This window comes from Pistricoccus aurantiacus (assembly GCF_007954585.1).
Classification (GTDB): Bacteria; Pseudomonadota; Gammaproteobacteria; order Pseudomonadales; family Halomonadaceae; genus Pistricoccus; species Pistricoccus aurantiacus.
In genome coordinates this window covers 2,111,231-2,124,371 of sequence record NZ_CP042382.1, presented here as the reverse complement: position 1 = coordinate 2,124,371, position 13,141 = coordinate 2,111,231, and the positions used below count along the sequence as shown (strand labels likewise).

Here is a 13,141-nt window from a genome sequence, read left to right as displayed (position 1 = left end):
AATCCGTATAGTGACATGCCTATACCCGCCAATCGAAAGTGTCCGATGCTGCAAAACAACGCCTTGCTTGCCCAACTCAAGCAACAGATTCGTGAAACCACTCCTCGCGTCGAAGGAACCGTCAAGGCCACCGACAAAGGTTTCGGTTTCCTGGAAACCGATAACGGGGAATCCTATTTCGTCCCGCCGCCGGCCATGAAGCTGGTGCTGCATGGCGATCGTATCGAAGCGATCCTCAAGGAGGAAGGCGACAAGAAGTCCGTCGAGCCGGAAAAGCTGCTCGAGGCTGGCCTGGATCGTTTTATTGCCCGAGTTCAGAAGCGCGACGGGCGTCTGGCGGTAGTGCCGGATCATCCTTCGATCAAGAGCGTGCTCAAGGCGCGCATCAAGCGCAGCCTCGACGAGAACAGCATCGACGACGGCGACTGGGTGGTCGCGCGTCTCGTACGTCATCCGCTGAAACCGGAAGATCGCGCCTTCTTCAGTCAGATCGACGAACTGGTGGCCAAGGGCAACGACCCGGCAGTGCCTTGGCGGGTGACCCTGGCCCGTCATGCGCTGGAGCAGGCGTCGCCGGTAGCGGGAGACGACTGGCCCCTGCGCGAGGAAGGGCTCGAGCGGGAAGACCTGACCCAGGCACCCTTCTTCACCATCGACGGCGAAAAGACCCGAGACATGGACGACGCCCTGCGGGTCGAGGCACTGGATGGCGGCGGCTGGCGCCTGACCGTGGCCATTGCCGACCCTACCGCCTATGTGGAGGAAAATCACGCGGCGGACCTGGAAGCCCGCACCCGCGCCTTCACCGTCTACCTTCCTGGCCAGAACGTCACCATGCTGCCGGAAATTCTCGCGGATGACCTGTGCTCGCTGAAGGAAGGCGAAACCCGGCCGGTGCTGGCCTGCAGCCTCGATATCGGCGTCGATGGCAGCCTTGGGGATTACCGCTTCTTCCCGGCCTGGATTCGCTCTCAGGCGCAGCTCGTTTACGACCCAGTATCGGATTGGCTGGAGGGCAAGGGTGACTGGTCGCCCGAAGACGAGATCGGCGAGCAGCTCAAGGCCCTGGCGGCACTGACCGAGGCACGCAGCGCCTGGCGCGCGGCACATGCGCTGACCTTCAAGGATCGTCCGGACTACGTATTTGAACTGGACGATGCCGGCAACGTGCTGGATATCCATGTCGAGGAGCGCCGCCTGGCCAATCGCATGATCGAGGAAGCCATGATCGCCGCCAACGCCTGCTGCGCGGACCTGTTGGCATCAAGAATCGGTCACGGCATCTTCAACGTGCATCGCGCCTTCGAGCCGGAAAAAGCCGAGGCCGCCCAGGAATTTCTGGCCGGCCAGGATATCGCCGTGGAGCGCGAAGCGCTGACGGAGCTTTCTCGTTACAAGGAACTCAAGCGCGCGCTGGAAAGCCGCGACGATGCCTGGCTTGATGCACGGCTGCGTCGTTTCCAGGGCTTTACCAGCATGTCCGCGCGCCCGGGACCCCACTTCGGTCTGGGGCTAGAGGCCTATGCCACCTGGACCTCGCCGATTCGCAAGTACGGCGACATGGTCAATCATCGGCTGATCAAGCGGGTGCTCAAGGGAGAGGAAGCGCCGGCGGAAGCCAGCCAGGCACTCACGGAGCAGTTGACCGAGCGTCGCCGGCTTAATCGCATGGCGGAGCGAGACGTCAAGGACTGGCTTTACGTGCGCTTTCTTGGCGAAGCCGCCGGCCAGCAGCAGGCCTTCGATGCGCAGATCATCAATATCAACCGGGGCGGCATGCGGGTACGGCTCGCCGCCAACGGCGCCACCGCCTTCATCCCTGCCCCTTTCCTGCATAGCGATCGGGACAAGGTGGCGATCGACGACAAGGAAGGCCGCATCCAGATCGAAGGCGAGGAACGCTTCAAGCTGGGGGACGAGATTCGCGTGGCGCTGACGGAAGCCCGGGAAGAAAACCGCTCCCTGGTTGCCCGCCCCGCTCCCTGACAAGCTACAAAGAACGGCCAATATGGAAAAGGGCACCTCGAAGGTGCCCTTTTGCTTTTATCCGCAGTGATATCGCTTACCAGCCGGTGACTTCCTTCAGGCCGTCGCCGATCTCCGCCAGGGAGCGCACGGTCTTGACCCCCGCGGCTTCCAGGGCGGCGAACTTCTCGTCTGCGGTGCCCTTGCCACCGGCGATGATGGCGCCGGCATGGCCCATGCGCTTGCCGGGAGGCGCGGTCACCCCGGCGATATAAGCGACCACCGGCTTGGAAACATGATCCTTGATGTACGCGGCGGCTTCTTCTTCCGCGGTGCCGCCGATCTCGCCGATCATGACGATGGCTTCGGTCTGCGGGTCCTTCTCGAACTCCGCAAGAATATCGATGAAGGTGGAGCCCGGAATCGGATCGCCGCCGATACCCACGCAGGAGGACTGACCGAAACCGTGATCCGTGGTCTGCTTGACCGCCTCGTAGGTCAGGGTACCGGAGCGAGACACGATACCGACCCTGCCGGGCTGGTGGATATGGCCGGGCATGATGCCGATCTTGCTTTCGCCGGGCGTGATCACCCCGGGGCAGTTGGGGCCGATCAGCCGCACGCCGAGTTCATCGCACTTGACCTTGACCTGGAGCATGTCCAGGGTCGGGATGCCTTCGGTAATGCACACGATCAGCTTGATGCCCGCGTTAGCGGCTTCGAGGATCGAATCCTTGCAGAAGGCCGCCGGCACGTAGATCACGCTGGCCTCGGCGCCGGTCTGCTCCACCGCTTCCTTGACGGTGTTGAACACCGGCAGACCCAGATGCTGCTGGCCGCCCTTGCCCGGGGTGACGCCGCCGACCATCCGGGTGCCATAATCGATGGCCTGCTCGGAATGGAAGGTGCCCTGGCCACCGGTGAAGCCTTGGCAGATGACCTTGGTATTCTTGTCGATCAGGATACTCATTACTTGCCCTCCGCTGCCTGGACCACCTGCTGCGCCGCATTGGACAGGCTGGTGGCAGCGATGATGTTCAAACCGCTGGACGCCAGCTTCTCGGCGCCCACCTCGGCGTTGTTGCCTTCGAGACGCACGACCACCGGGACGTTCACGCCGACCTGCTCCACCGCGCCGATGATACCCTCGGCGATCATGTCGCAGCGCACGATACCGCCGAAGATGTTCACCAGCACCGCCTTGACGGAATCATCCGAGAGAATGATCTTGAAGGCTTCCGCGACACGCTCCTTGGTGGCGCCGCCGCCCACGTCCAGGAAGTTGGCCGGCTGGCCGCCGTTGAGCTTGATGATATCCATGGTGCCCATGGCCAGACCCGCGCCGTTGACCATGCAGCCGATATTGCCGTCCAAAGCCACGTAGTTGAGATCCCAAGCCGCGGCCTCGGCTTCGCGCTCGTCCTCTTGGGAAGGGTCACGCATGGCCTGCAGATCCGGATGGCGATACAGGGCGTTGCTGTCCAGGTTGATCTTGGCATCCAGGCAGTGCAGGTTGCCCTTGTCGTCGATGACCAGCGGGTTGATTTCCAGCAGTGCCAGATCCTTCTCGTGGAACAGACGGGAAAGCCCCAGGAATATCTTGGTGAACTGCTTGATCTGCTCGCCTTCGAGCCCCAGCTTGAAGGCGATTTCACGCGCTTGATAGGGCTGGGCGCCGACCATCGGATCGATTTCCGCCTTGAGAATCTTCTCCGGGGTTTCCTCGGCGACCTTCTCGATCTCCACGCCGCCTTCCGTGGAAGCCATGAACACCACTCGTCGTGACCCGCGATCGACCACCGCGCCCAGATACAGCTCGCTGGCGATGTCCGTGCAGTTTTCCACCAGGATCTTGGTCACCGGCTGACCTTTTTCATCGGTCTGGTAGGTCACCAGGTTTTTGCCCAGCCACTGCTCGGCGAACTGCTTGGCCTCGCTCGGGTCCTTGATCAGCTTGACGCCGCCCGCCTTGCCCCGACCGCCGGCGTGCACCTGAGTCTTGACGACCCACTGATCGCCGCCGATCTTCTTGCAGGCCTCCATGGCGGCTTCGGGCGTATCCACGGCGAAGCCCTTGGACACGGGAAGCCCATAGTCCGCAAGCAGCTGCTTGCTTTGGTATTCGTGAAGGTTCATCGATTCATGCCATTGGTTGCATGTGATACGAACGATAATCGCGGGTCAGCGAATTATCACCCTACCCGGATCATCCAGGTATGCTACGAGTCGCCCGCCAAGGCAAGACGCCACCCTGCGGTGGCGTCTCCGGCACGCGAGCCTGTTACTTGCGCTTCTTGCGATTGGCCATGTGAATGGCGTGACCCTCGACCGCCAGGGCCGCTTCGTGCACCGCCTCGGACATGGTCGGGTGGGCGTAGCAGGTCAACGCCAGATCCTCGGCACTGGAGCCGAACTCCATGGCGATCACGCCCTGGGCGATCAGTTCACCGGCGTGCTGACCGACGATATGCACCCCCAGGATACGATCGGTTTCCTCGTCGGCGATGATCTTGGCCAAGCCTTCGGTAGCATTGTTGGCCATGGCGCGACCGCTGGCGGCGAAGGGAAAGGAGCCGGACTTGACCTTGATGCCCGCGGCCTTGGCTTCCTGCTCGTTCATACCGACCCAGGCCACTTCCGGCGCGGTATAGATCACGCAGGGGATGGCGTCGTAGTTCATCTCAGCCTTGTGGCCGGCGATGATGTCCGCCACCATCATGCCTTCTTCCGATGCCTTGTGCGCCAGCATCTGGCCGCGCACGCAGTCGCCGATGGCATAGACACCGGGAACGCTGGTGCGGCAATGATCATCGACGAAGATGAAGCCGCGCTCGTCGAGCTTGATTCCCGCATCATCGTCCAGCACGCCCTTGGTATAGGGGCGGCGGCCGACGCAGACGATCAGCTTGTCGAACACCGCTTCCTGCTCGCCCTTGGAATCGGTGTACTTGACGGTGACTTCGTCGCCGTTGGTTTCCGAACCGGTGACTCGGGCGCCCATTAGAATATCCAGCCCCTGCTTCTTGAGCAGCTTCTGGGTTTCCTTGGCCACCGCCTGATCGACCATGGGCAGGAAGTCGTCCATGGCTTCGAGCACGGTCACTTGGCTTCCCAGTCGACTCCAGACGCTACCCAGCTCCAGACCGATGACCCCGGCACCGATGACGCCGAGGCGCTTGGGTACTTCCTGAAATTCCAAGGCACCGGTGGAGTCGACGATCAATCCTTCGGTCAGCGGCGTCGGCGGGATTTCCACCGGTACTGAACCGGAAGCGATGATGATGTTTTCCGCTTCGTAGGTGGTCTTGTCGTCGCCGTTGCTGACCTCGACCTTCTTGCTGGACAGCACCTTGCCGGTGCCTTCCAGGGCGGTGACGCCATTGGCCTTGAACAGGCCTGAGATGCCGCCGGTCAAGTTCTTCACGATCTTGTCCTTGCGCGCCATCATTTTCTTGACGTCCATCTTGACGTCGGACGCCTCGATACCGATGTCGCTGAAATCGTCCCGCGCCTCGACGAACTTGTGGGACGCTTCCAGCAAAGCCTTGGATGGGATACAGCCTACGTTGAGACAGGTGCCGCCGTGCACGACCTTGCCTTCCTTGCCGATCCACTTCTCGACGCAGGCGGTCTTGAGGCCCATCTGGGCGGCACGAATGGCAGCCACGTAGCCGCCGGGGCCAGCACCGATGACAATGACGTCGTATTTATCGGCCATAAAATCGTTTCCTGTTCTGTTGATTAGCTCAAATGTTGCGTAAACCGGTGATCGAGGCAATCGCTTCTTGAACGTCCGATAAAGGGCTACACGTCCAGCAGCAGGCGCGCGGGATCCTCGAGAAGCTCCTTGAGGGTAACGAGAAACTGCACCGCGTCCTTGCCGTCGATCATGCGATGATCATAGGAAAGTGCCAGATACATCATGGGGCGGATTTCTACCTTGCCATCGATCGCCATGGGCCGTTCCTGAATCTTGTGCATGCCGAGAATCGCGGTTTGCGGCGGATTCAGTATCGGGGTCGACATGAGTGAACCGAAGATACCACCGTTGGTGATGGTAAAGGTACCACCCTGCATTTCGTCGATACCCAGCTTCCCATCACGAGCCCGCTTGCCGAAATCGGCGATGCCTTTTTCGATATCGGCGATCTTCATGCTTTCGGTATCGCGCAACACCGGCACGACCAGGCCTCGGGGTGTGGAAACCGCGACGCCGATATCCTGATAGCCATGATAGACGATGTCGTTGCCGTCGATGGAGGCGTTGACATCCGGGAAGCGCTTGAGCGCCTCGCTTGCCGCCTTGATGAAGAAACCCATGAAGCCAAGCTTGATATCGTGGGTCTTCAGGAAAGTATCCTTGTACTGGCTGCGCATCGCCATCACTGCCCCCATGTCCACCTCGTTGTAGGTGGTCAGCATGGCGGCGGTCTGCTGCGCCTGAACCAGACGCTTGGCGATGGTCTGACGCAGGCGGCTCATTGGCACGCGCTTTTCCGGACGCTCGCCTTCCAGAGACGGTGCGGCCTCCGCTGCCTTGGCGACGGTCGAACTTGTTTCCTGACCCGATGCCTTCGCGTCGGTCTGCTTGCCGGAAGCCTTTTGATCGGACTTGGCCTTGGAAGCGCCCTTCTTGGCACTACCGGAATCAATGGCTTTTTGCACGTCTTCCTTGAGCACCCGGCCGCCCTTGCCGGTGCCTTTTATCTTGCTGGCATCCAGGTCATGTTCCGCCACCAGCTTGCGCGCAGAAGGCGCCAAAATCTGGTCGCCCGCTTTCTCGTCGTCGGCCTGCTCGTCGTCTTGCTCACTCTGTTGGGAGGACACGTCGTCGTCACTGTCAGACGATGCATCACCGCCGCCTTCGCCTTCGGCGAAAACAGCCAGTACCTGCTCGGACTCCACGGTATCGCCTTCCTCGACCTTGATTTCCGCCAGGGCGCCGTCCGCCGGCGCGACAACTTCCAGCACCACCTTGTCGGTCTCGATTTCCGCCAGCACCTCATCACGCTTGACAGCTTCACCCACCTGCTTCTGCCAGCTCGACACGGTGCCTTCCTGGATCGATTCCGGGAAAGAGGGCGCCTTGACATCGTGTTGCTTGCCTGAGGCCTTCGTATCTTTACTCTTCTCGGCGGGTTTGGATTCTTTATCTTTCTTGGCGTCCTCATCGCCATCGGAATCATCGGCTTCCTTGGATGCTGATTCCTGTTCCTGGCTGGATTCGTCATCCTCGGAGTCACTGGCTTCATCCGCTTCCCCTAGCAGCCCCAAGACCTGCCCGGATTGAACCGTATCACCTTCCTCGACACGAATTTCGCTCAAGGTGCCGGCTTCCGGCGCCACCACTTCAAGCACGACCTTGTCGGTCTCGATCTCGACGAGCAGCTCATCGCGCTCGACGCTATCGCCGGTCTGCTTGTGCCAGGTCGCCACACTGCCTTCCGCGACGGACTCTGGAAAACTCGGCGCTTTGATTTCGGTAGACATATTGTTTCCCTTTTCTATATTTCTCGTCCAATGAACGCTCAACCGATGAACGGCATCACCGTGACCTGCCTTCAATCCCCCTAGGCGTTGAAGGCGTCATTCACCAGTTGGCGCTGCTGCTCGGTATGTACGGACATATAGCCCGCAGCCGGCGCCGCGGAGGCAGGACGACCGGCGAACTTGAGCTCGCGCCCCATGCCATTCTTGAGCATATCCGCCACCACGCGCATATGATGCTGACTCTGATACCAGGCGCCTTGGTTAAGTGGCTCCTCTTGACACCACACCACTTGCTCCAGGTTGGTGTACTCCTTGAGTGCTTCGTACAATTCTTCTTTGGGAAACGGGTAAAGCTGCTCGATACGCACGATGGCGGTATCGTCGCGTTCGTTTTCCGCGCGATAGGCCGCCAGATCGTAATAGACCTTGCCGGCGCACAGCACCACGCGCTTGACCTTCTCGGCCTCGAGCTTGCCCTGATCCGCCAGCACCATCTGGAACTTGCCGTTGGCCAGTTCCTCCAGAGAGGAAACAGCTTCCTTGTGGCGTAAAAGGCTTTTGGGCGACATGACGATCAGCGGCTTGCGCAGCGGACGAATCACCTGACGTCGCAGCAGATGGAAAATCTGCGCCGGCGTGGTAGGCACGCACACCTGCATGTTGTGCTCGGCACAAAGCTGCAGATAGCGCTCGAGCCGTGCGGAGGAGTGCTCCGGCCCCTGACCTTCGTAGCCATGGGGCAACAGCATGGTTAGACCGCACAGTCGTCCCCACTTGGACTCGCCGGAAGAAATGAACTGGTCGATCACCACCTGGGCGCCATTGGCGAAATCGCCGAACTGGGCTTCCCAGATGACCAGCGCCTTGGGCGTGGTAGTGGCATAGCCGTATTCAAAGGCCAGCACTGCTTCTTCGGAAAGGAAGGAATCGTGGATGGTGAAGCGCGGCTGATCCTCGGCAATATGCTCCAAGGGAACGTAGGTGCTGCCGTCTTTCTGGTTATGCACTACCGCGTGGCGGTGGGAGAAGGTGCCACGGCCGACATCCTGACCGGTGATCCGCACGCCATGGCCTTGATCGAGTAGGGTGGCATAGGCCAGGGTTTCCGCGAAGCCCCAGTTGACCGCCATGCCGCCGGCCTGCATCTTGCGACGATCCTCGTAGATCTTCGCCACCTGCCGCTGCACCTGGATACCATCGGGAATGGTGCACATCCGCGCCGCCAGTTGCTGCATGCGCTTCATGTCGATGGAGGTATCCGCGTCGCCGGTCCACTCATGGCCGAGATAGGGCGTCCAGTTGACGAACAGCGACGTATTGGGCTCCTTGACCAAGGCATTGGCGACGTGGTTGCCCGCCTGCAGATCGTCCCGATACTTCTCCATCATCTCCTTGGTATCGTCCTCGGAAACCAGGCCCTCCTTCACCAGGCGTCTGGCGTAGATTTCTCGCGAGGATTTATGCTTCTTGATCTTCTCGTACATCATCGGCTGGGTGCCGGAGGGCTCGTCCGCTTCGTTGTGACCGCGGCGGCGATAGCAGACCAGATCGATGACCACATCGCGCTTGAACTGATGGCGATAATCGACTGCTACCTGAGTGGCATGCAGCACCGCGTCCGGATCATCGCCGTTGACGTGAAAGATCGGCGCCTGAATCATCTTGGCGATGTCGGTGCAGTATTCCGTGGAGCGCGTATCCAGCGGATGGGAGGTGGTAAAGCCTACCTGATTGTTGATGACGACATGCAGCGTGCCCCCGGTACGATAGGCACGAGTCTGGGACATCTGCAGGGTTTCCATGACCACACCCTGACCGGCCATGGAGGCATCACCATGAATACTGATCGGCAGCACCTTGGTGCCATCCGTGTCGTCGCGGCGATCCTGACGCGCGCGTACCGACCCTTCCACCACCGGCGCGACAATTTCCAGATGCGACGGGTTGAATGCCAGGGCCAGGTGGACCTCGCCGCCGGGAGTCATGACATTCGAACTGAAGCCCTGGTGATACTTGACGTCGCCGGAGCCCTGTTCGTTGACCTTCTTGCCGTCGAACTCCTCGATCAGCTCCGAAGGGCTCTTGCCGAGAATATTGATCAGCAGATTGAGACGACCACGGTGGGCCATGCCGATGACGACTTCCTTGGTACCATAACCGCCGGCCCGCTGGATGACCTCATCCATCATGGGAATGAAGGATTCGCCACCTTCAAGACCGAAGCGCTTGGTACCCGGATACTTGGAAGCCAGATAGTTCTCGAGACCTTCCGCCGCGGTCAGGCGTTCCAGCACGTGCCTGCGCACTTCCTTGCTGAACTTCGGCTTGGAGCGAACCGATTCGAAACGCTGCTGCAGCCAGCGTTTCTCTTCGGTATCGACGATATGCATGAATTCGCAGCCGATGGAACGACAGTAAGTCTTTTCCAGAACCTCGACGATTTCCTTGAGCGGCGCGACATCCTTGCCCAGAAACAGCGAGCCGGTCTGGAATGGCGTGTCCAGATCCGCGTTGGTCAACTGATGGAAGGATAACTCGAGATCGGGAACCTCGACCCGGGCGCGAAGGTTGAGCGGATCGATATCCGCCTGCTGATGGCCTCGGAAGCGGTAGGCGTTGATAAGCTGCAGGACCTTGACCTGCTTCTTGTTCTCGCCGCTTGTTTCGACAGTACCGGCGTGCCCGTTGAGTCGACGCTTGCCGAACTGATAGAACTGATCGCGAATAGGTCCCAGGGGGACATCTTGAGCAGGACTGCCATCCGGATGAGGAAGTCGATCGAAGTAATTGCGCCACTCATCGGGAACCGCATTGGGATCGACAAGATATTGCTCGTATAACGCTTCCACGTAATGGGCATTGCCTCCGCTCATCGGGGAGGTACGCCACATCAACTCCATTGTGCCTTCTTGCATCTCTCGGTCACCCTACACTGATGGGGTGTGGTTAGCGCCGGATACGGCATCGCCGTAGGCGGCGTTGCTAGTGCCCTGCCGGTAGGGCGATCAACCATGGCCGGCTAGCTCCCTCACCGAGCGGCCTCGCCCGGGAGCCTGGGGCATAACTGTCGAAAGCCGGTGGGTCAGCACCGGCTTTCGGCTAAAGGCCGAGCATGGTGCGACGCGGTGCCACACCTTGCTGATACACGCATGATAACAAGACCCGGCGCGCTATTTAAGTCGCATCCGCCACAAGCATCTCCCGAATCTTGCCGATGGCTCGAGTGGGATTGAGCCCCTTGGGGCACACCGCAACGCAGTTCATGATGCCACGGCAACGAAACACGCTGAATGGATCCTCGAGCCCCGAGAGACGCTCGTGAGTCGCAGTATCCCGGGAATCCGCGAGGAAACGATAGGCCTGCAGCAAGCCCGCGGGACCCACGAACTTCTCCGGATTCCACCAGAACGACGGACAGGACGTGGAACAGCAGGCGCAGAGAATACACTCGTACAATCCGTCCAGCTTGTCGCGCTCTTCCGGAGACTGAAGACGTTCGATGGCCGGCGGCGTTGTATCGTTCTGCAAGTATGGCTGAATGCGCTCGTACTGCTTGTAGAAAATGCCCATGTCGATTACCAGATCGCGCACGACCGGCAGGCCCGGTAAGGGACGCAGCACCAGCTTGTTGCTTTTCGCCACCTCGGAAAGCGGTGTCACGCAAGCCAGACCGTTCCTGCCATTCATGCTCATGCCGTCGGAGCCGCACACGCCTTCCCGGCAGCTACGTCGAAACGACATGGAGCTATCCTGCTCCTTTATCATCTGCAGGACATTCAGAACCATCAAATCCCGACCCTGTGTATCCACCTGGAAATCCTGCATGTAGGGCGCAGAATCGGTTTCCGGATTGTAGCGATAAACGGATACCTGAAGCATAGACATGTAGCCCTCCTGATAGGTAAGGATTTTAGTAGGTGCGAATCTTCGGCTCGAAGGTATCGACAGTCTTGGGCGAGAAATTGACGTCACGCTTGCCCAGCTTTTTCTCCGCCGGGAAATACAGCGAGTGCTTCAACCAGTTGACATCGTCACGATCCGGATAGTCATAACGCGAGTGCGCGCCACGGCTTTCCTTGCGCTCCAGCGCGGAGATGGCGGTAGCCTCCGCCACTTCCATCAGGTTGTCTAGCTCCATTGCCTCAACCCGCGCGGTATTGAAGGTATTGGACTTATCATCCAGGTAGCCGTTGGCGATACGCTCACGCAGTTCGGCGAGCTTCTTGACGCCGTCCTGCATGTTCTCTTCCTTACGGAAGACGCCGAAGTCGTTCTGCATGATGTCCTGCAGGGTGGCCTTGAGTTCCGGCACGGACTCCCCGCTGTCGGATTCGTTCCAGCGGGTCATGCGCTTCATGGAAGCTTCGATATCGGATTCCGAGGCGTCCTGATAATCGATACCCTCACTGAGCGCGCCTTCGATGAACATACCCGCGGCGCGTCCGAATACCACCAGATCGAGCAGTGAGTTGCCGCCCAGGCGATTGGCGCCGTGCACGGAGACACAGGCCACTTCGCCACAGGCATACAGGCCGTTGATGATCTTGTCATTGCCTTTTTCGTCTTGGAGCAGTGCCTGGCCATGAACGTTGGTAGGAATGCCACCCATCATGTAATGACAGGTCGGCACGACTGGAATGGGATCCTTGGCCGGGTCCACATGAGCAAAGGTCTTGGAAAGTTCGACGATACCCGGCAGGCGCTTGCCCAGCACTTCCTCGCCCAGATGGTCGAGCTTCAAGAAGACGTGGTCGTTCTTCTCGCCGCCGCCACGACCCTCGAGAACTTCCATGACCATGGAGCGAGCCACCACATCGCGGCTGGCCAGATCCTTGGCGTTAGGCGCATAGCGCTCCATGAAACGCTCGCCGTCCTTGTTGATCAGGTAGCCGCCTTCACCACGACAGCCTTCGGTGACCAGCGTACCCGCACCGTAGATCCCGGTGGGATGGAACTGCCACATCTCCATGTCCTGCATGGGGAAGCCGGCGCGCAGCGCCATCCCGATACCGTCACCGGTATTGATCAAGGCATTGGTGGTGGAAGCGAAGATACGCCCCGCGCCGCCGGTCGCGAGTACCGTGGCCTTGGACTTGATATGCACGACCTCGCCGGTTTCGATGCACATGGCGATACAGCCCACTACATCGCCCTTGCCATTCTTGACCAGATCCACTGCGTACCATTCGTTGAGAAAGGTCGTGTTGTTCTTCAGGTTGTTCTGGTAAAGCGTATGCAAAAGCGCGTGGCCGGTACGATCCGCCGCGGCGCAGGTACGCGCCGCCTGTCCGCCCTCACCGTAATTCTTCGACTGGCCGCCGAAAGGACGCTGGTAGATACGCCCATTATCGAAACGCGAGAACGGCAGGCCCATATGTTCGAGTTCGAATACCGCCTTGGGGCCCTCGGAGCACAGGTATTCACAGGCGTCCTGGTCGGCGATGTAGTCGCTACCCTTCACCGTATCGTACATGTGCCAGCGCCAGTCGTCATTGGGATCCGCGGAAGCGATGGCGCAGGTGATTCCACCCTGGGCAGAAACCGTATGGGAGCGAGTCGGAAAGACCTTGGACAGCACGGCAGTATTCTTGCCGGACTTGGCCAGTTCCAACCCGGCGCGCAGACCTGCCCCGCCGCCACCGATAATGATGGCATCGAATGTCATGTTTCTTAGTTTTGACATGTA

Annotated in this window: 8 protein-coding genes; 1 reads left to right on the top strand and 7 read right to left on the bottom strand. The window is 59.9% G+C overall.

What is annotated here, in order from left to right; genetic code table 11:
* The first annotated feature begins 45 nt into the window (after positions 1 to 45).
* Positions 46 to 1,986: an exoribonuclease II gene (locus FGL86_RS10170; RefSeq protein WP_147184457.1), complete on the top strand. Its 1,941-nt coding sequence runs from the start codon at positions 46 to 48 to the stop codon at positions 1,984 to 1,986.
* Between the two features lie 76 nt (positions 1,987 to 2,062).
* On the opposite strand, the gene sucD is transcribed toward FGL86_RS10170, so the two are convergent.
* The 7 genes from sucD to sdhA all read right to left on the bottom strand — a co-directional run bounded on the left by sucD (position 2,063) and on the right by sdhA (position 13,138).
* Positions 2,063 to 2,935 carry a succinate--CoA ligase subunit alpha gene (gene sucD / locus FGL86_RS10165; protein ID WP_147184456.1) on the bottom strand — a complete coding sequence of 291 codons (873 nt, stop codon included), beginning with the start codon at positions 2,933 to 2,935 and terminating at the stop codon, positions 2,063 to 2,065.
* The gene (gene sucC / locus FGL86_RS10160) at positions 2,935 to 4,101 is read right to left on the bottom strand and encodes an ADP-forming succinate--CoA ligase subunit beta (RefSeq protein ID WP_147184455.1); all 1,167 of its coding nucleotides are present in this window, start codon (positions 4,099 to 4,101) and stop codon (positions 2,935 to 2,937) included. The genes sucD and sucC overlap by 1 nt, the downstream gene beginning before the upstream one ends.
* A gap of 145 nt (positions 4,102 to 4,246) precedes the next feature.
* On the bottom strand, positions 4,247 to 5,683 hold the full coding sequence (gene lpdA / locus FGL86_RS10155; RefSeq protein ID WP_147184454.1) for a dihydrolipoyl dehydrogenase: 1,437 nt from the start codon (positions 5,681 to 5,683) through the stop codon (positions 4,247 to 4,249).
* An 86-nt stretch (positions 5,684 to 5,769) separates the two neighbouring features.
* A complete protein-coding gene (gene odhB / locus FGL86_RS10150; protein ID WP_147184453.1) occupies positions 5,770 to 7,455 on the bottom strand; it encodes a 2-oxoglutarate dehydrogenase complex dihydrolipoyllysine-residue succinyltransferase in 1,686 nt (561 codons plus the stop codon).
* A gap of 80 nt (positions 7,456 to 7,535) precedes the next feature.
* On the bottom strand, positions 7,536 to 10,370 hold the full coding sequence (locus FGL86_RS10145; protein WP_147184452.1) for a 2-oxoglutarate dehydrogenase E1 component: 2,835 nt from the start codon (positions 10,368 to 10,370) through the stop codon (positions 7,536 to 7,538).
* Between the two features lie 259 nt (positions 10,371 to 10,629).
* Positions 10,630 to 11,340, bottom strand: coding sequence for a succinate dehydrogenase iron-sulfur subunit (locus tag FGL86_RS10140; protein WP_147184451.1), 711 nt, complete (start codon positions 11,338 to 11,340; stop codon positions 10,630 to 10,632).
* Positions 11,341 to 11,365: 25 nt separating this feature from the next.
* Complete coding sequence (sdhA, locus tag FGL86_RS10135; protein ID WP_147184450.1) at positions 11,366 to 13,138, bottom strand: succinate dehydrogenase flavoprotein subunit; 1,773 nt, start codon at positions 13,136 to 13,138, stop codon at positions 11,366 to 11,368.
* Between the last annotated feature and the right edge of the window lie 3 nt (positions 13,139 to 13,141).